Origin of the sequence: Chryseobacterium sp. WG14, assembly GCF_024586945.1 — a bacterium.
In the GTDB taxonomy this organism is placed as follows: Bacteria; Bacteroidota; Bacteroidia; order Flavobacteriales; family Weeksellaceae; genus Chryseobacterium.
In genome coordinates this window covers 16,038-35,373 of the sequence record NZ_JALCZD010000006.1, presented here as the reverse complement: position 1 = coordinate 35,373, position 19,336 = coordinate 16,038, and the positions used below count along the sequence as shown (strand labels likewise).

General features: G+C 34.5%; 13 protein-coding genes, 7 tRNA genes and 1 other RNA gene. 3 read left to right on the top strand and 18 right to left on the bottom strand.

All coding sequences use genetic code 11. The features are described 5' to 3' along the window. Positions 1-10 precede the first annotated feature (10 nt). From tuf to rpsU, 18 genes are all read right to left on the bottom strand, one after another. Entirely contained in the window at positions 11-1,222 is a 1,212-nt protein-coding gene (gene tuf, locus MP478_RS11820; RefSeq protein ID WP_103291895.1) for an elongation factor Tu, read from the bottom strand. A gap of 286 nt (positions 1,223-1,508) precedes the next feature. Next, positions 1,509-2,603, bottom strand: a complete 1,095-nt coding sequence (locus tag MP478_RS11815; RefSeq protein WP_257189863.1) for a hypothetical protein — start codon at positions 2,601-2,603, stop codon at positions 1,509-1,511. 7 nt (positions 2,604-2,610) lie between these two features. After that, a complete protein-coding gene (locus MP478_RS11810) occupies positions 2,611-3,171 on the bottom strand; it encodes a Ground-like domain-containing protein (protein ID WP_257200555.1) in 561 nt (186 codons plus the stop codon). A 245-nt stretch (positions 3,172-3,416) separates the two neighbouring features. Continuing rightward, a complete protein-coding gene (locus tag MP478_RS11805; RefSeq protein WP_230037611.1) occupies positions 3,417-6,515 on the bottom strand; it encodes an efflux RND transporter permease subunit in 3,099 nt (1,032 codons plus the stop codon). Positions 6,516-6,752: 237 nt separating this feature from the next. Next, entirely contained in the window at positions 6,753-7,838 is a 1,086-nt protein-coding gene (locus tag MP478_RS11800) for an efflux RND transporter periplasmic adaptor subunit (protein ID WP_257200554.1), read from the bottom strand. Between the two features lie 2 nt (positions 7,839-7,840). After that, the gene (locus MP478_RS11795) at positions 7,841-9,082 is read right to left on the bottom strand and encodes a TolC family protein (protein ID WP_257200553.1); all 1,242 of its coding nucleotides are present in this window, start codon (positions 9,080-9,082) and stop codon (positions 7,841-7,843) included. A gap of 215 nt (positions 9,083-9,297) precedes the next feature. Next, a complete protein-coding gene (locus MP478_RS11790) occupies positions 9,298-10,662 on the bottom strand; it encodes a cell wall metabolism sensor histidine kinase WalK (protein WP_257200552.1) in 1,365 nt (454 codons plus the stop codon). Then, on the bottom strand, positions 10,663-11,343 hold the full coding sequence (locus MP478_RS11785; protein WP_257200551.1) for a response regulator transcription factor: 681 nt from the start codon (positions 11,341-11,343) through the stop codon (positions 10,663-10,665). A gap of 191 nt (positions 11,344-11,534) precedes the next feature. Next, positions 11,535-11,606, bottom strand: a tRNA-Thr gene (locus tag MP478_RS11780). Between the two features lie 40 nt (positions 11,607-11,646). Beyond that, a tRNA-Gly gene (locus MP478_RS11775) sits at positions 11,647-11,719 on the bottom strand. Between the two features lie 83 nt (positions 11,720-11,802). Beyond that, positions 11,803-11,883 (bottom strand) — tRNA-Tyr (locus tag MP478_RS11770). Between the two features lie 21 nt (positions 11,884-11,904). Further along, positions 11,905-11,978 (bottom strand) — tRNA-Thr (locus MP478_RS11765). 90 nt (positions 11,979-12,068) lie between these two features. After that, a tRNA-Gly gene (locus MP478_RS11760) sits at positions 12,069-12,141 on the bottom strand. An 86-nt stretch (positions 12,142-12,227) separates the two neighbouring features. After that, positions 12,228-12,308, bottom strand: a tRNA-Tyr gene (locus MP478_RS11755). 19 nt (positions 12,309-12,327) lie between these two features. Next, positions 12,328-12,401, bottom strand: a tRNA-Thr gene (locus tag MP478_RS11750). A 107-nt stretch (positions 12,402-12,508) separates the two neighbouring features. Then, entirely contained in the window at positions 12,509-12,799 is a 291-nt protein-coding gene (locus MP478_RS11745) for an HPF/RaiA family ribosome-associated protein (RefSeq protein ID WP_230037601.1), read from the bottom strand. Continuing rightward, positions 12,796-13,683: a tyrosine-type recombinase/integrase gene (locus MP478_RS11740; protein ID WP_257200673.1), complete on the bottom strand. Its 888-nt coding sequence runs from the start codon at positions 13,681-13,683 to the stop codon at positions 12,796-12,798. The genes MP478_RS11745 and MP478_RS11740 overlap by 4 nt, the downstream gene beginning before the upstream one ends. An 83-nt stretch (positions 13,684-13,766) precedes the next feature. After that, positions 13,767-13,964 (bottom strand): 30S ribosomal protein S21, encoded by a 198-nt coding sequence (rpsU, locus tag MP478_RS11735; RefSeq protein WP_047493530.1) that lies wholly within the window; start codon positions 13,962-13,964, stop codon positions 13,767-13,769. Between the two features lie 314 nt (positions 13,965-14,278). On the opposite strand from rpsU, the gene ssrA reads away from it, so the two are divergent. From ssrA to MP478_RS11720, 3 genes are all read left to right on the top strand, one after another. Further along, positions 14,279-14,677, top strand: a transfer-messenger RNA (tmRNA) gene (gene ssrA, locus MP478_RS11730). Positions 14,678-15,531: 854 nt separating this feature from the next. Further along, entirely contained in the window at positions 15,532-18,636 is a 3,105-nt protein-coding gene (locus MP478_RS11725) for an N-6 DNA methylase (protein WP_257200550.1), read from the top strand. A 1-nt stretch (position 18,637) separates the two neighbouring features. Next, positions 18,638-19,255: a hypothetical protein gene (locus tag MP478_RS11720; RefSeq protein ID WP_257200549.1), complete on the top strand. Its 618-nt coding sequence runs from the start codon at positions 18,638-18,640 to the stop codon at positions 19,253-19,255. The last annotated feature ends 81 nt before the right edge of the window (positions 19,256-19,336 follow it).

Genomic DNA, 19,336 nt, shown 5'->3' with positions numbered 1-19,336 from the left:
TTTAAGATGATTAGTCTAAGATTTCAGTAACCTGACCTGAACCAACTGTTCTACCTCCTTCTCTGATCGCAAATCTAAGACCTACGTTAAGAGCGATTGGCTGTAACAATTCTACAGTGATCTCTAAGTTATCTCCTGGCATTACCATTTCTACACCTTCTGGTAAGAAGATTTCACCTGTAACGTCAGTAGTTCTTACGTAGAACTGAGGACGGTATTTGTTGTGGAATGGAGTGTGACGTCCACCTTCTTCTTTAGAAAGGATATAAACAGAAGCCTTGAATTTTTTGTGTGGCTTAACTGAATCTTTCTTAGCGATAACCATACCTCTCTTGATGTCAGTTTTTTCAATACCTCTCAACAATAGACCTACGTTATCTCCAGCTTCACCTCTATCTAGGATCTTTCTGAACATCTCAACTCCTGTAATAGTAGAAGTTAATTTCTCATCACCCATACCTACGATATCAACTGGATCTCCAGTGTTGATAACACCAGCCTCGATTCTACCAGTTGCTACAGTACCTCTACCTGTAATAGAGAATACGTCTTCGATTGGCATCAAGAATGGCTTTTCAGTATCTCTTGGTGGTTGTTCGATCCAAGTATCAACAGCATCCATTAATTCTTCAACGCTCTTGAACCACTTATCTTCTGTGTTAGCAGGAGAAGCAGTAGCTGCAGTAAGAGCTCCTAATGCAGAACCTTGAATTACTGGAGAGTTGTCTCCGTCGAAATCATAAGTAGACAATAAGTCTCTAAGTTCCATTTCAACAAGCTCTAATAACTCAGGATCATCTACCATGTCAACTTTGTTCATGAAAACAACGATTCTTGGTACGTTTACCTGACGGCAAAGTAGGATATGTTCTCTAGTCTGAGGCATTGGACCGTCAGTTGCAGCACATACTACGATAGCTCCATCCATTTGAGCAGCACCAGTTACCATGTTCTTAACATAGTCGGCGTGACCTGGACAGTCAACGTGAGCATAGTGTCTTTTTTCAGTTTCGTATTCGATGTGAGCAGTATTGATAGTAATACCTCTTTCTTTTTCTTCTGGAGCAGAGTCAATTGCAGAGAAGTCTTTTTTCTCAGCAAGACCTTTGCTAGCTAATACAGCAGAAATAGCAGCTGTAAGAGTAGTTTTACCATGGTCAACGTGACCAATAGTACCAATGTTCAAGTGTGGTTTGTTACGATTAAACGTTTCCTTTGCCATGATTGTAAAATTATTTATTTATTGTTTTTCAAATTTTCGGTGTGCAAATATAATGAATTTTTAAATACCAAAACCTTTTTATTGAAAAAAGTTTCAATATTCAAATCCAATGAAGTACAAACCTTATATTTCAATGTATTGAGACTGCAAATTTACACAATTTTCTGAATTGAAAAAAACTTTAAGAAACCTTTTCCGAAAAACCCTGAAACCCAATATATAAAAGAATAAAATTTGTTATTTCATCTTTACTTTAGTATTGCTCTGTAATCCTCATTTCATCTTTTTATTTATCCGTTGACATTCTGAATGATCTTATAAATAAGTACAAAGCCAAAAAGAAGGCTCCCCCTATCATGATCAGCGATGTAGAATTCTGGCCAAAGGCAACAAAAGAGAAAAATTCATTGCAAATAAAGCCAATGGTATTGATATTAAAGAAGCCAAGAATTAACAAATACAGAACGATCAGTATGAATGCAATTCCTCTATAATTTGGATTAAATAAACGGGCAAGTATTTTTTTCACTTTATTTCTGAAACTTACAGGAAGCAAATAAGCAGGAATAAACAGACTATAGAGCCCTATTGAATACATAAATGAGATATTCAGCATCAGAAGTACATTAAGGTGAAAAAAAACGGTTAGCAGAAGCATCAACCTGAAAAACTTCGGATAAAGAAAAGCTACTATAAAAATGGTTTCAAAAAAGACAGTCATATAATCCAGAAACTCCCAGAACACTTTAGAATGTATTCCGTCATAAAAATCCGAAAGAAAGTCATTCCATCCTATAATATACCTGTACTGACTAAAAAAGATCTGGGTATACTGGGTATCCATACTTAGCCAACCTCCTAAAATTTTAGAAAGTCCGGCGGTAAACATTCCGAAACTGAAGATCAGGCTTATCATGAACAGAGGCCACGACTTCGCTGGACCATCCGTTTCTTTTTCGGGCTCCGGAAAGAAACTGTAGGTTCTGTTCCATGGTGAAAATGCCATTATTAAGATCGGCAGAGTATAAACAAAATCATGGTTCACTTTTCCAAAAGAATAGGCATAATTACTGGTCAGTACATACACGGCCATATAAAGTATTGCAAATATCCTTGGTTTATAGCCTATCAGAATCAACAGCAACCCAAGGTACATTATGTATCTGCATAGCACAAAGAAAATTTCTGAGGGAATGAAATCTATAAAAGACAGTACACTGATAGGCGGATGCATGGCACTGTTAGGAATAGAATGAATCCAGCTGTTATCAGACACTCCCATCCATAATAGGAACAGAGAGAAAAATATCCGGTAAAAAGCCAGAAACTCATAGCTTGGACGGTAACTGGTGAAAGGAAGTTCTTTTAGTTTATTCATCATTGTCAATTTAAAATCGGAAACTCAATACAGTATCCCGGACGGCTGTATCATTCATTTTTCTTGTGGTGATATCGAAATCTTTAGTTTCATTGATCACCTCCATGCCTGTTACTTCTTTGTCCGGAAATCTTTCTCTCAATTTTTCTACAATGAATTTTTTGCTTTCGTTGAGGTCAACTTTTTTAATATTCCGGTTAAGGATAGACTTTTTTAAAAGATAAAGTTCCTTTTTATAGAGAGGCAGACTGTTTATCCGGCTGTCTAAAACCGGATATTCCTTAGGAAAAAGTAAATTTTGAATAAGGGTGATCTGTATCGTTCTTGGTATTTTATCTCCCAGATAATCATTTTTGGTTAAAATACTGTCAGCTCCGTCTTTAAAAAAGACATGAGAAGTTGTTTTTGTAAATTTAATATACTTTCCGTCTTTTATAGGATATGAGGAAAATCCCGGAAAATTAAAGGATGGGTAGGTTTCTTCAATATTCATCTTAAAAATCAGCTGCAGTGGGAGCAGGATGATTAAAAATCCAAATAAGAAGAGAACCGATTTCTTGTAGTGTTTCATATTGTGTTTTAACAGTTGTAAATTAAGACATACTTATCAAGGGCTTTTGTAAGCCTGGGTTTGAGAATAAGAGGGAAAGCTTTTCTACAAATGTTGTAAAGGTTGGGAACATATTATTTTTGTAGTGGTCATTTGTTTATAATTAATTCGCCAATTTAATTATTTTATTTGAAATCATACAAGAGAAAGCTAAAAAAGACTTCGCCCCGGGAAAACCGGGGCGAAGAAGTTATATAAAAACAAGATTAAATGGGCCGTAATTTTTGGGTTCTGTTGAAAATCCAGAAAATTATCGGGAAAATAAGTAAGGTAAGGACGGTAGCCGTAATAAGGCCTCCAATGATGACAATTGCCAGGGGTTTTTGAGATTCTGATCCAATTCCTGTAGATAAAGCAGCCGGCATTAATCCGATAGATGCCATAAGTGCTGTCATAATCACCGGTCTGGTTCTGGATTTAACACCACTTAATATGGCTGTATCTATATCCATTCCTTCTTTTACATTCTGATGAAACTCCGTAATAAGGATTACCCCATTCTGGATACAGATTCCCAAAAGAGCTATCATCCCTACTCCTGCAGAAATACCAAAGTTTATTCCGGTCACATGCAGGGCAATAATTCCTCCTATCAGAGCAAAAGGTACATTGGCCAATACAAGAAGTGAATCTTTAATATTTCCAAACAGGATAAATAACAAAAAGAAGATCATCAAAATACTTACGGGTACCACCTGAGCCAATCTGTGTGAAGCCCGTTGCTGGTTTTCAAACTGGCCTGTCCATCCTATAGAATATCCATCAGGAAGCTCAATCTTTTCCACTTTTTTCTGAGCATCGGCAATCGTACTCCCCAGATCCCTGTCTCTGATTGAAAACTTGACCCCAATATATCTTTTAATATTATCTCTGTAAATAAATGCAGCTCCGTTGTCTTTTACAATAGTACTTATTTCCTTCAACGGGATTTTTGCTCCGTCCTGGGTAGGTACCATCAAAGAGGCTATATCATTTTCATCTTTTCTGTATTCCTGGGAATAACGGAGACGAATAGGAAATTTCCTTTCCCCGTCAAACATTTCGGAAGCTGTTTTGCCACCAAAGGCCATTTCCAGCACTGCCTGTGCATCTGCGGGCATTACACCGTATGCTGCCATTTTATCCCGGTCTAAAACAACACTTACTTCCGGCTGACCGATATTTTTAATGATTCCCGGATCTTTTACCCCTTTTACATCTTTAATTTTTACTAAGATTTCTTCTGCCAGCTTATCCAGAGTTTCTAAGTTATCTCCATAGATTTTAATCCCGTTTTCGGCTTTAAAACCTGCTACTGCTTCGGCCACGTTATCTGAAATCGGCTGAGAGTAGTTGAACGTAATGCCCTGATAGCTCCGAAGTTTTTTATCAATTTCATTAATTAGTTCTTCATAAGTGATCTTACGTTTCCATTCTTCCCTTGGTTTGAGATTTACGGCAAACTGTACAAATCCAAATCCATTGGGATCTGTACCGTCATTGCTTCTACCCGTCTGGGCCAGAACATCCGTTACTTCAGAAAAGCTCATAATATCTTTCTTTAAAAGGTCTGCTGTTTTAAGGGACTCTTTTAATGATGAGCTCATTGGCATTTCCGCGGTAATCCACAAAGAACCTTCATTCAACTGGGGTAAAAATTCCGTTCCGAGAAACCTACCTGAGAATAACGTTAATGCGAGGAATGAGATGGCAACGATCATGCTGGTCTTTTTATGCCTGAAGGTCATATTAAAGCCTTTTAAAACAATTCTGTCCCAAAAATTGACAAAAGGATTGTTCTTTTCTTTTACATTTTTATTTAAAAGGATATGAGAAAGAACAGGAACAAGGGTTAATGTAAATATCAATGCTCCTATCAATGCAAATCCTAAAGTAAAGGCCAGAGGCGAAAACATCTTCCCTTCTACTTTCTGGAATGAGAAAATAGGAATCAGGGAAGTGATGATAATCAGCTTTGAGAAAAAAATGGCTTTACCCAACCCAGTGCCGGTTTGTTTGATCCAGCCACCTTTTGCCAGTTTATTAAATTTTTCTGTTCCATATTTATGGGCTTTACGATCGAGCATTACAAAGAGTCCTTCCACCATGACGACGGCACCGTCAATGATAATTCCAAAATCAACAGCTCCCAATGAAAGTAGGTTGGCGCTCATTCCTGCCAATTTTAAGCATAAAAATGCAAACAGCAGAGATAAGGGAATAATAATGGAAACAATCAGTGTAGTTCTCCAGTCTGCCATAAAGATAAGAACGATTACCGTTACCAGAATAATTCCTTCAATAAGGTTATGCATTACGGTACGGGTCGTAAAATCCATCAGATTATCCCTGTCATAAAAGGTTACCATTTTTACATCTTTAGGAAGAATCTTTTCGTTGAGTTCTTTAATCTTGGCTTTTACACCTATTAAAACTTCTCTTGGATTCTCTCCTTTTCTCATTACCACAATTCCTTCTACAGTATCTTCATGGGTATTCAAACCCGCCTGCCCTACCCTGGGCATAGAACTTTCATGTACTTCGGCTACATTTTTCACCAAAACAGGGTTCCCACTGTCATTCTGAATGGTGATATTTCCTATATCAGCTACCGATTTCACCAAACCTATTCCTCTTACGACATAGGCCTGTCCATTTTTTTCAATGACATCTCCCCCAACATTCAGGTTACTTTTAGTCACAGCATCGTATACCTGCAGCGGAGTTAAATTGTATTTATCCAAAGCCCTGGGATCAATACTCAGTTCAAAAACTTTATCCTGGCCCCCGAAAACATTAATATCCGCCACTCCCGGCACTCCTCTCAAAGCACGGTCAATAACCCAGTTCTGAAGGGTAAGCAGTTTACGGGAATCTTTTGTTTTACTTTCCAGCGTATATCTGAAAATCTCGCCGGTGGGCCCGTAGGGTGGCTGTACTTCAGGATCTACCTCATCAGGAAGGCTAATGGTTCTTAATTGGTTATTCACCTGGTTTCTGGCAAAAGTATCATCCACCCCATCGTCAAACAGAATTTTCACAATGGAAAGTCCAAACATAGTGGTACTTCTCACGCTGGTTTTCTTCTGAACCGGGCTCATAGCTAATTCGATAGGGGTAGTAACAAAACGTTCCACTTCTTCTGCACTACGCCCATTCCACTGGGTAATGATTACAATCTGGGTATTGGTAACATCGGGAAAAGCTTCAATCGGCATGTTCTTGAAACTTATAAAGCCGGCAATCGCTAAAATAGCTACCCAGATAAAGGTAAATGCTTTATTTTTTAATGAAAAAGCGATTATATTTTTAATGAATTTATTCATAGTAGAAATTAGATGTTAGACTTTAGATATTAGACTAATAACTAAATGTTGAATTGCTGAAGGTTCTTGAACCATTAAGTTTTTTATTTAAGGAGTTGAGATTGTTAAGTAACCCGCAGGCGAATTGACTAAGTTGCGATGCTTAAAAAACATCTTGGATGTTTTTCTAATTAAACTTACCTTCTTAATTCTGCATAATAATATTCTTAATGTTTCAAATTAAAACTCAAACAAAATTTAATTATTCAAAGAGCGGTAAATCAACAGCTGATTGTTGGTAATCACCTCCTCTCCTTCGGTCAGCCCATCTGCAATATAAGTGACATCACCTACCTGTTTCTGAACCTTAACTTCTTTCACCTTCACATCTGTTCTGGATTTATAAACCACCACAAAACTTTTATTGTCATCAAAGATCACGGCCTTGGAAGGAACCGTCAGCATCGTATTATTTTCCAAACTGGATACTTTTATCGTAGCCTTACTATCCGGAATCAGCAACCCGTTAGCATTATCCAGAACAACTCTGGCCTGCATTGCGTTGGTTTGCGGATCAATAATTTTGAATATTTTATCAATTTTACCATCAAAAACTTTATCCGGATAAGAAAGTGTAGAAACCTGCGCTTTCATTCCCAGGCTTATTTTATCAATATCTGATTCATTAACGTTCATGATAGCCCATACATTCGTGGTGTTGGCTACATCAAAAATATTTTCACTTCTATCGCTTCTCAGCTGCATATCCTTATTGATACTTTTCTGAACGATATATCCGCTGATTGGGGCTATCACACTGTAAATATTACCCGACTTTACATTATATACCGTACTTATAGCAGAGGCTCTCTGTAATTGATCCTGAGCTTTCTGCAACTGGCTTTTAGCTTCCAGTACATCTCTTTCTGTATTAAGTTTTCCTTCGTACAGCTCCTTAGCAACCCGAAGATTATTCGTAGCCACTACCAAATCAGTTTTTGAATCGCTTACATCTTTTTGAACTTCCGCGAGTTCCGTACTCCTGATGGTGGCCAGCACCTGTCCTTTTTTAACGTAATCCCCCAACTCTACATTTACACTCATTACATTTCCGCCTACAAGCGGATATACATCTATATAACTGTTTTTATCTGCAGAAATCTTTCCGTAAAAGCTATACACATCTTCTATATTCTTTTTCTCCGCTTTAGCTAAAGAAATAGAACCCAGCATCGTATTGCTAAGCTCGAAGCCTTTCTTAGGCTGATTTGTTTTTTCTTCCTCTTTTTTTGAACAGGCCAGTAATGATAAGACCATCAATACAGGGATAATATATATTTTCATAGTTAATAGAAGATTTTCGTTTGTATTAATTGATTAAGTTGTTCCGCCGACTGCATGATTTCATTCTTCATATCATAAATTTGGAGCGCTGCTTCTCTATAGCTGTCCATAAAATCTGTAAATTCAATAAGATTTACATTTCCCTTTCTAAAATTGGTGACCATTCCGTTATAGACCACATCCATATTTTTCAGATCTGTTGTTTTGATATCCCGCAGCTGATCATACTGTGCTTTCCATGTTTTGTAAGCAGACTGTATTTTAGTTTCAAGCGTTAATTTTTGAAAGTCTGCATTTTTCTGGTTTTGCTGAATGACATAATTGGCTTTTTCAACATTTCCCTGATTGGCTTTCCATAGTGGCAGGGGAATTCCCAGGGTAAGATTCACTTCATTATTAAAAGTGCCTCCTGCCTGATCCCATGCAGCTCCAACATTCAGGTCCGGAATATTCAAGGATTTTTGCCATTGAGCGTATAATTTGCTATTATCAATTAATTTTAAATGATACCGATAATCCGCATTATTTTCAAGGGCCTTTTTTCTCAGTTCTTCGGCATCACCAAAAGGCTGGGCAGCCAGAGCCTCCTTAGCTTCCGGTTCTGACATTTGTGGCTCTATATCTTCCGGAATTCCCGTTAAAATTTTTAGATTCTGTTCAAAATCAAGAATATTCTTATTGATTTCAAGTTTATCGTGATTCAGCTGAATAACAAGGCTCTGTAATCTTACAGCATCTTTAAGAGATACGTTTCCTTTCTCTGACTGTACACGGTAAGCGCTTAGAAGATCATTCATATATCCTAATTGCTTATCAGTATTCTCCAGTTTTAATTTTTCATAATAGAGGTTGAAATAAGCAGTACGAAGTTGCGCTCTCAGATCTACCAGTAATTGGGAAAACTGGAGCTGAGCCAGTTCTTTATTGGATTTTGCAAAGGCTATTTCATTTTTCTTTTTTCCTCCCATGTAAATGAGCTGTGTAATGCTTCCTCCTTTTGAATGGCCAACATCAAAGAGCTTTTTATCCCCGGGGTTATAAGCATTGAACTGTCCGCTGAGCTGTGGCAGCTCCCAGATTTTGGCCTGTAGAATATCAGCATCTGCCATGTTAATATTGTACTGTTCGGCAAGCAGCTGGAGGTTGTTCTTTTGGAAAGCTTCTTCACAATCCAAAAGAGACATTTGCTGCTGTCCTGCCATGAATGAGGAAATGGCTAGAAACAGCATTGCTATTCTGTTCATTATTATTCTTTTTAAACTACAAAATTGCTTTCATATGATTAAAAGAAACTTAAATGAGGCTTAAAATAAAATTAAAATCTTTGTAAACAGGCTATTTCACAAAGTATTTAAACAGAAGAAAATTTATTTTTTTCTCTATATGTTGAATTTTTATATGAAAACCAATTCCTGTTAATTAAAATAGATATTTTAAAAATAAAGAAATGGTACGGGAATTATTTTTTAAAAATTACAGTGAATTTATTCAGGTATTCTTCAGGTGAAGAATATACTATTTCAGAGTCATGGTATTCAAGAATACGTTTGACAATCCTCAGCCCTAATCCCGATCCGGATATATTCTGGGCATTATTGCCCCTGGTAAAGGCTTCAAATAATTTAGATTGCTCTTCTTCAGGAATAATATCCCCATGAGAGATTACCTCTACGTAAAGGCGGTCGTTGGTTTCAGTTATTAAAACTTTCACTTCTGTATTATCAGAATATACTGCAGCATTTTTAAACAGATTAATAAAAACGATAACTAACAAAGACGGTATCCCATCTATCGTGAGCAGAGCATTTTCAGAAGTATCTTCGGTAATGAGAAAATCAAACTTAAGATCGGGATAGCTTTTCTCTACCCCCTCAAAAGCTTCAAATATGACTTCATCAATTCTTACCTCCTCATAAATACTCTGAATATTTTCTTTATCAAATTTGGTGAGAAGTAATAATGAATTGGTAAGATCTGACAGCTGATATACATCTCTTTGAATCTGCTGTAGCGCAGACAGGGTTTTAGGAGAGTGTTTCTCAAATGTAATCAGGTTTTCAAGCTGGAAAGCCATCCTTGTAATCGGAGTCCTTATTTCATGTGAGGCACTCGCTGTAAAATCTTTCTGGGATTGAAATACATCATTCAGCCGTACAATCATGGTGTTAAAAGACTTTGCCAGAACGCTTACTTCATCATTCGACTGCTGAACAGGGATTTGTTTTGTTAGTTGATGAGCGGTAACTTCTGAAATTTCCTGATTCAGATCTTCCAGGGGCCGCAGGAATTTTTCCACGAAGTAATAGCTGAAAAAACCAATCAGAAGGGTACTCATCACATATGCTAAAATCAAAAGATACTTAAGGTAAGTCAGTTTTGATTTTCCATTGGTGTCAAAGGCACTGGTAAGTATGTAATAATTCTCACCATTAATAGTCCGCAAGGCTGCATAAATCTCTGGAATGGTCTTTTCAGTATAGATGATCTTTTTTTTGTCCAGTTCCTTAAGCATAGTGGTATCCCATGTAACATTCTGGTCTTTGATCGTACTGTAGATCAGTTCTTTTTTTTCATTGAAAATTAAAATCTTTTCATTTAAAAGAATATTATCTGAATTCTCATTAAAAAAAATAGGAGCCTCTTCTTCAAAATCTTTAGATCTAGAAATAAAATGGGTGGTAAACTCCAGTCTCTGCCTGAACCTTTCCTTAAACTCATCCCGTCTGAAATCATTGAAAGATAAATAAATCACAGCCATCACCATTCCAAAAAGCAGTGAAAAGGCAATACTGATCGTTAAAGCAATCTTTCTTTTTAAAGACATTTATAATGGACTTAAGTAATATCCAAACCCCGAACGTGTATGGATCAGTTTTAGTTTAAAATCCTTATCGATTTTTTTTCTTAAAAAATTGATATAGACCTCTACCGTATTGGTATTCGTATTAAAATTGTGCTCCCAAACATGTTCTGTGATCTGTTGCTTAGAAACAGTTCTTCCCTGCGCTTCGGCAAGATAAACCAATAACTGAAACTCTTTTAAAGTAAGGGTGATCTCATTGCCTCCACGGTATACCTTCTGTTCCGTTTTATTGATAATAAGGTCATCAACTCTGATGATATCCTGATCGGAAGCATCAGATGGAGCTTTCCTTCTAAGCAAAGAATTGATTCTTAAAAGCAGTTCTTCAAACTGAAAAGGCTTTACAAGGTAATCATCTGCCAATCTCGTAAAGGCATCCTTCTTATCTGAGAGGTCTCCATATGCCGAAATAATAATGATAGGGGTATTTTTATCAAAAGAACGAATGGTCTGGCAAACATCCAATCCATTTATTTTAGGTACATTAATGTCCAGCAGATACAGATCGTAGGTATTGTTCTTGATCTGACGAAGAAAAGTTTCTCCATCATAGATTTTGTCACAGCTAAAATTATTAGATTCTAAAAATCTGCAAAGTTCTGCGGAAAGAATAAGATCATCTTCTAATAAAAGAATATTCATCAAAATATATTTTACACGAATTTAACAAAAAATTTATGATTGCCATTCTAAAGATGATATAAAAAAGTTTTTGAATACTACGTGGATAGTTTGTAAAAGCATCAAATAAAATAACTTTTATCTATATTCTTATTCTTGATCGCTAAAGTTTGGATAAAAAAAATTCCCGAATAAAATCCGGGAAAATTGAGAGCCAACTACGGGACTTGAACCCGTGACCTCTTCCTTACCAAGGAAGCACTCTACCGCTGAGCTAAGTCGGCATCAAATAAAAAAATCACACTGAATTAGCATGATTTTTTGAGCGGAAGACGGGGGTCGAACCCGCGACATTCAGCTTGGAAGGCTGACGCTCTACCAACTGAGCTACTTCCGCAATTTTGCTTCCAAAATTATTGGTAAACGCTTTGCAAAACTAAGAATAATTCTTTTATTTTGCAAGTTTTTTTAATATAAAAGTGGGGAGAGCAGGATTCGAACCTGCGAAGCCGAAGCAACTGAGTTACAGTCAGTCCCATTTAGCCACTCTGGAATCTCCCCAAAGTTTTTATATTAAAATAGAGCCTCCAGAGGGATTCGAACCCACGACCCCGAGATTACAAATCACGTGCTCTGGCCAGCTGAGCTATGGAGGCATTTTAATAATTGAACTGAAACTGATGGAGAAACTCTACTCTATACATTTCAGCTGTTAAAAATATCACTTTTATAAGGTGATTATTTTGAGCGGAAGACGGGGGTCGAACCCGCGACATTCAGCTTGGAAGGCTGACGCTCTACCAACTGAGCTACTTCCGCAATTTTGTTTCCAAAACCATTGGTAAACGCTGTGCAAAACTAAGAATAATTCTTCAATCCTGCAAGTTTTTTTCATAATATAAATGTGGGGAGAGCAGGATTCGAACCTGCGAAGCCGAAGCAACTGAGTTACAGTCAGTCCCATTTAGCCACTCTGGAATCTCCCCAAAGTTTTATATTAAAATGAGCCTCCAGAGGGATTCGAACCCACGACCCCGAGATTACAAATCACGTGCTCTGGCCAGCTGAGCTATGGAGGCAAATTAAAAAGAATTCAAAAGATCGCTGTTCCTTTTTTGCGAGTGCAAATATAGAACGGATTTTTTGAATTCTCAAATTTTTTATGAACTTTTTTAAACTTTTTTTCCTAAGCCATTTCTTTTTTCTTGATTAGTAGCTTTTTAGCAGTATCAACGCATAGATCCAAACTTTCCTCAAAAGTTGCGCTTGTCTTCTTAACCACGATATCGTCTCCCGGAACAGCCAAAATAATCTCAGCAGTTTTATTAGATCTGTCAGAGTTATTTTCCACTTTTAAGAAAACCTTGCACTCCTGAATTTTATCATAGAAGGTTCCTAATTTGCTTACTTTTTTTTCAATGTGTGATTCTAGTGGTTCGTGTGGAGTTAAACCAATTGATTGAACTGAAATCTTCATAATTCTTCTTTTTTAGACGCTCGAGGATGAGCTTGATTAAACACTTTTTTCAATTGTTCAATATTAGCATTCGTATAGACTTGAGTACTTGCAAGACTGGAATGCCCTAATATTTTTTTTACTTTGGAGATCTCCGCCCCATTATCCAATACATGAGTAGCAAAGCTATGCCGAAGGATATGAGGACTTCTTTTTTCTTTCGTTGTAACAAGACTAAGGTACTTATTAACTACCACATAAACAAATTTTTCATTGAGTTTTTTCCCTTTCTTATTCACGAAAAAACAGGATTTGAATTCCGCCTGTGGATTTCTTATTTCCAGATAACTTTTAAGGAGCCCGGACAGGTCTTCGGAAATAGGAACCAGCCTTGCCTTATTCCCTTTTCCAATTACTTTTAATTCATTCCCTTCTATATCAACATTCTCAAATATCAGGCCACAAAGCTCGGCTTTCCGTATGCCAGTTTGATAAAGCACTTCTATAATACATTTATCCAGTATATCATGGGTATGTTCCAGAATCCGCTCGCCAAGATCTCCCATTTCCTCCTTAGACATGGGTATTTGCTTCTCGGGGTAAAATTTCAGGGAGGAAATCCCTTCTACAGGAGAAACCTTAATTTCGCCTATTTTTAAAAGGAAAAGGAAAAAACTGCGGAGTGAGGATAATTTTCTGTTGATACTTCTTTTTGAAATACCATTCTCACTTAATTCTACAATAAAATTCCGGATGATTTTTTTATCTGCTTTAAAGATATCTTCTGATGACTCTGTTTTAAGATAGAAACAGGAAAAGTCATCAAGATCTTTTTTATAGCTTGTAATAGTATGAGGAGAATACCTCTTTTCGAGCTCTAAATATTCTAAAAACTTATTCAGCATTACTTCAGGTGTGAAAACGAAAAATTCACTCCTCAAATATAAGAATTTAAGGAGTGAATTAGTATATGGTCTAAGAAAAAATCTTAAGCCTGTTCTTCTTTACTAAGTGCTCTTTGTTTGTAAGCAGCTTTCAGTCTAGATTGTCTTAAAGTCACAGAAGGCTTAATAAACTGTTGTCTAGATCTTAATTGACGAACTGTACCTGTTTTATCAAATTTTCTCTTGTATTTCTTTAGAGCTCTGTCGATGGATTCACCATCTTTTACTGGTATTATTAACATATTTTACATCTCATTTTGGATTGCAAAACTAGACATTTTTTCTTACATCACAAAATATATACCCAAAAACTATCATATTTAAGCTCATTATCTCATCAAAAACCTCGTATTCAAGGGTGATACCTACAGTAATTATTTTATCCACAATTAATTAACATTTCCGGATAAACATCTTGTTTCATTTGATTTGCTCTACCCTTTTCTTATCCCAACCGGCCAAAACATAGCTACATCCCCCTATATATTGTCACAAAAAAATTCTATAATAATGCTATGTTAACAAAAATCATTATCTTTGTATTCACTTTACTTATGGGGTTGACTGGTTTCGACAGCAAGATCAATGGGTAAGTAAGCATGCAGAGAACCGTAGCGCGATCTCTTTAATCCCTTGCTACACAACTTTAACTGGCAACGAAGAGTTCGCTCTTGCAGCTTAATATCGAAGTATAGTAGATCAAGCGTTTTCCTGAAGATAGTAAGGAAGCAAGATATCTCACAAATGCTCTGTTCTGCGGCGTTTGATCCTGAGATATAGGAATGCAGGAATAAGGTTTCAGATGCTTTGGCTGAAACTCGAAAACTTTAGAAGATAAGCTGGAAGTTGGGTGTCTGCCCTCTGCCTCCAGTCGAAAATCAATGGTAGAATAAGCATGTAGAAATCTTATGTATTGCTTGTTTGGACGAGGGTTCGAATCCCTCCAACTCCACTAAAGAACAAAAAGAGAATTTGTAACTTATTTATTTCTAAATAATTACATTTTCTCTTTTTTTATTTTGTATCCGAAATTGTATCCGAAAATTAAAATTGTTAATTATTACTTCTAATTAAACCTCATTTATTCATTTGAATAAAACCTCAATTATAAGCTTTATGAGATGTAAAGATACAAACTATAAAAATTATTATCATTAAAATACTAACATATTATACACGGAAAATAATAAAAATTTGGATTTTCAACAATGGAATTTTAACTCTTTTTATACCTTGTCTATATTGATTCATTTTTCAATCTATACATCATTGAATAATCAATCATTTGTACAAAAATATTCATATAGATTTTTAACAAAAGGTTTTAATTTTCGTAAAATTGGTCGTTATTCTTACTGTTCAACACATTATTAAAAATTGCAAAAATTTATTATTTTGAAAAGAGAACAAGTAAATTAATTTGACACCATTTTAAACATACATATAGAATAATAAAAGTAATCACTGTAATCCTTATCTAATCTTAAATCTAAGCAGGAAAAGAAATGTTGAGCTTTTAAACATATTGCCATTCTTTTTAAATCGTCTTAACCCCTCCCTAAGACTAATATGGGTACTATATCAAGATATATAAAAAATAAATTTTAATGCGACGACTTTTGTCGCATTACTAATATAACTTTGAACAGCAATTTGAAAATACCAAAAAAACATTAATAGATTAGAACTGCAAGTAACTCAATAGTCATACTAAGCATAAAATTACACTCTGTTTTAGCCAAAATTGATTAACTTTGTAGATTGAAAAATTTGTATTTTTAGTATAAGCTTTGTACTGAATAAAACAATATGGCAAAACTTAATATACTTGAATTCCTTGGTTTAGACAGAGCGAAACCAATTCTTCAGTCCAATAGTAAAAATCTATTGGATAGTGAAGCTGTTATCCTAAATGAAGTAAAAGAAAAAGACTTTGGAATTGATTTAGTTTACTTTAATACAGATGAAGAAACCCAAAATAGTTTTCCTTCTGTTTTTCTGAAAGAAGTTCCTAATTTTAATGATGTAGAAACGTTAAAAGATATTGCGGAAACACAACGTAAAATTTGGAATTACAAAAAAGTATTGTTTCTTTATGTTTATTCCGAAACAGAAATCCGCATCTATAATTGTTCAGAGAAGCCTCTTATTGTAACCAAAGATGATTTTGATTACAAAACAAAATTAAAAGAAATTGAAATTAAATCTTATCAATTTTCTGAAAAACAGCAATTACAGGAACTTAATAAATTATTTTCGAGAATTGCCATTGATACAGGAATTATTTGGACTTTAGAAGACGCACAGTTTGTTCGAGATAAAATCAATCTACAAAAAAGAGTTGATAAATACTTAGTAGAAAGTTTAATCAACACTTCAAGACAGCTTGAAAATGAAGGTTTAGAAATTAATTTTATTCATAAAATTATACTCCGTTCATTATTCTTATTATATCTTGAAGATAGGGGGGCAACTGACAAAAAGCTTTATTCACTTTACAAGAAAGATGCAGATTCGTATTTTGATGTATTGGATGATGCTGAAGCCACATATAGACTTTATGAACGATTAGAAGAAGATTTTAATGGTAATGTTTTCACATTAGAAAGAAACGGCCATGATGAAATAATTGAAAAAATATCTCCAAACCAACTTCAAATTATTAAAAAATGTTTTATTAGTGGAAATGACAACACTCCACAAATAAAGCTTTTTGAAGATTGGAGATTATTCAACTTTAGTATCATCCAGATTGAATTATTGAGTGAAATTTACGAGAATTTCCTTTTTAATACAGACCCTGAATTAAAAAAACAAACAGGCACTTATTACACTCCTCCATCTTTGGTAGAATTTATTTTAAATGAAAAAATTCCTACTAATAACGGCGAAAAGAATTACAATATCAAGGTATTAGACCCGAGTTGTGGTTCAGGAATTTTCTTAGTTGAGAGTTTCAAACGATTAGTAAAACGCTATGAAAACCAACACCAAGAAAAGCTAAACGACTTTAATAAATTAAAGAAATTATTAACAGATAATATCTTTGGTATCGAACTACATCCGCAAGCTATAAAAGTGGCTGCGTTTAGTTTGTATCTGGCATTGGTTGATAGCTTAGACCCAAAAACTTTATGGCAAAAGAAAAAACACCGTTTGCCAAATTTGATTAATAACCCTAATGATACATCGTTAAAAATACAAGGAGGAAATTTATTTTGCAGAGACACTATTGCACAAAACAAAGAAATAGAAGCTATTGAATTTGATTTGATAGTTGGCAATCCTCCGTTTGGTGGATTAATATCAGACGAAAAGGATATTGATAATAAACATACAAACATTAGAGCCTATTGCAATAAACATAATTTTGCAAAAGAAATGGTTTTACCATTTTTACATAAAGCAACAGAATTCGCACCCAATGGCGAAATAGCCTTAATATTCAATACTAAAGTATTAACCAATACAGGTAGCACCTATCTAAACTTTAGAAAATGGCTATTCAATGATTGTTATGTAGATAAAGTTTTTAATTTTTCTATTCTTCGTAATGCTAAAAAGAATTTTGGAGGACAATTATTCGGTGACGCAACAGGACCAATAAGCATTGTATTCTATCAGAAAAAACAACCAAAAAATCCAAATAACAAAATAGCATATTACGCTCCAAAAACATTTATAAAATCAAATTTAATTGAGGGATTAAGCATTGACTTTACGGATTTAAAGTATCTACCAAGAGAAGAATGCCAAAAACCTGATACTAAAATTTGGAAAATTGGAATGTGGGGCGGGATGAATGATTGGGAGCTAATCCAAAATCTCAACCATAGCTTCACAACCATTAAATCTTTCTTTGAAAATCAAGACATCGATTATGGTGTTGGTTTTGAACTTAGTAGTCCTGCTAATAAACCCAATAATGAAATCAAGGAATTACCAATTCATACTCCAAATAATATTTTAAAATATTATACACCTAAACCAACTGATAGAATTGAAAACGTTAAATTTAGGAGATTGGGTAAAACAGAAGCTTATGAAGTTTCTCATATTTTGCTTAATGAGGGCATAAAAGTCAATGAAGAAAATCACCTTTCATTATTAGCTTCCTTTGTAGATTATAAAAGCGCATATTCAAAGGGGATCGTAGGTATTTATTCAAAAACTGACAATGAATTTCTATTAAAATTATTGACGGCTTATTTAAATTCAGACTTTATTAGATACTACGCTTTTTTAACAACATCAAGTTGGGGAATTGAAAGAGATGTTGTTAAGCACAAGGAACTTTTTGAAGCACCCTATTTATTAGAACAATTAAGCAAGAGCCAGAAGGATTATATTGTACAGTTATTTGATGAAAAACTGTATAGCAAGGAATTCTACACTGTAAATAAGCTAGTAGAAGATGAAATTAACAAAATAATTATAAGCCGTTTAACTGAAAATGAACAGTTTATAGTTAAGCACCTTTTAAATAATATTGAGCTATTTCACAAACAGGAAAAGTCTATATCTTTGTATCCTGTAAAAGAAGTACTAGTACAAGAATATAGCAAAGTAATAAGTCTTGAAATCAATGATTTTTTTGATGGTCAAGAACTATACGCAAATTTAACAGTGTATAACATTAGTCGGTTTTCACCTATAATGATGGTTAAAATAACTTTTGATAAAAAACAAAAAGAAATTAATATATCAAAAGAATTTATTGACGAAGAACTGAAGACCTTAGACCAATATTTATGGAAAAAAAAAGCAAGCAGTATTTATTTTAGAAAGAAATTAAATTATAAAACAGGTAATGATATTTATATAATTAGACCTAATCAATGTAGATTTTGGTCACAATCAATGGCAATAGAAGATGCAAATGAGTTAATTCTTGAAATTTTAAATGAGAATTAAGATGGCGCTAAATCCTGAAATCATATTAAAAGCTAAAGCCGCATTTGAACAAAAGTGCTTTCAATTGCTTATTGATGCATATCATATTTGTTTGACTGAAAAAATCATTCATTTAGATTGGAACGAAAATGACATTTCTTCTGAAATACATAAGAGTATAAAAGAAAATCCTTTAAGAAAAAAATGGAAAGTTTCAACAAATGTTGAAGCCGATATACCAAAAGATATTCAGAAAGTAAAGGGTTTTGCAGATAAATTTCCAAGAATAGATTTTCGGTTAACTACTTTTTCTAAAAATGAAGAGTATGAATATTTTTTTGAAGCTAAAAATCTAAGACAAAATGATTCTGCCTTAAAGCGCAGATATATAAGTACAGGAATTGACAATTTTGTTTCAAAAAAATACGAAAACGGAAGTTTAGTCGGATATTTACTTGAAGGCAAAACAGTCAACACCATAAACGGTATTAATTCATTAATCATAAAAGACAAAAGAGATTCTGAAATTTTGAATCCTAAATCACATAAATTATTGAAGGAGTCATACTTTGAATCTAATCATTCTGAGATAGGAATATTGAAACACTTTATTTTTAATTTTACAAATATTTCAGTTTGAAAAAGGGAAAGTATTCATATACTTCATATTGAAAATAAAGAAAAATATATTCTTTTTACTTTCTATAATATTATTTTTTAT

What these genes read in the sequence shown, in the direction of transcription:
- MP478_RS11815 (WP_257189863.1), bottom strand. Translation starts at nt 2,603, where the DNA reads ATGATGAATAAACTAAAAGAACTTCCTTTCACCAGTTACCGTCCAAGC.
- MP478_RS11800 (WP_257200554.1), bottom strand. Translation starts at nt 7,838, where the DNA reads ATGAAAATATATATTATCCCTGTATTGATGGTCTTATCATTACTGGCC.
- MP478_RS11720 (WP_257200549.1), top strand. Translation starts at nt 18,638, where the DNA reads ATGGCGCTAAATCCTGAAATCATATTAAAAGCTAAAGCCGCATTTGAA.
- MP478_RS11740 (WP_257200673.1), bottom strand. Translation starts at nt 13,683, where the DNA reads ATGCTGAATAAGTTTTTAGAATATTTAGAGCTCGAAAAGAGGTATTCT.
- MP478_RS11785 (WP_257200551.1), bottom strand. Translation starts at nt 11,343, where the DNA reads ATGAATATTCTTTTATTAGAAGATGATCTTATTCTTTCCGCAGAACTT.
- MP478_RS11745 (WP_230037601.1), bottom strand. Translation starts at nt 12,799, where the DNA reads ATGAAGATTTCAGTTCAATCAATTGGTTTAACTCCACACGAACCACTA.
- MP478_RS11805 (WP_230037611.1), bottom strand. Translation starts at nt 6,515, where the DNA reads ATGAATAAATTCATTAAAAATATAATCGCTTTTTCATTAAAAAATAAA.
- MP478_RS11795 (WP_257200553.1), bottom strand. Translation starts at nt 9,082, where the DNA reads ATGAACAGAATAGCAATGCTGTTTCTAGCCATTTCCTCATTCATGGCA.
- MP478_RS11810 (WP_257200555.1), bottom strand. Translation starts at nt 3,171, where the DNA reads ATGAAACACTACAAGAAATCGGTTCTCTTCTTATTTGGATTTTTAATC.
- tuf (WP_103291895.1), bottom strand. Translation starts at nt 1,222, where the DNA reads ATGGCAAAGGAAACGTTTAATCGTAACAAACCACACTTGAACATTGGT.
- MP478_RS11790 (WP_257200552.1), bottom strand. Translation starts at nt 10,662, where the DNA reads ATGTCTTTAAAAAGAAAGATTGCTTTAACGATCAGTATTGCCTTTTCA.
- rpsU (WP_047493530.1), bottom strand. Translation starts at nt 13,964, where the DNA reads ATGTTAATAATACCAGTAAAAGATGGTGAATCCATCGACAGAGCTCTA.
- MP478_RS11725 (WP_257200550.1), top strand. Translation starts at nt 15,532, where the DNA reads ATGGCAAAACTTAATATACTTGAATTCCTTGGTTTAGACAGAGCGAAA.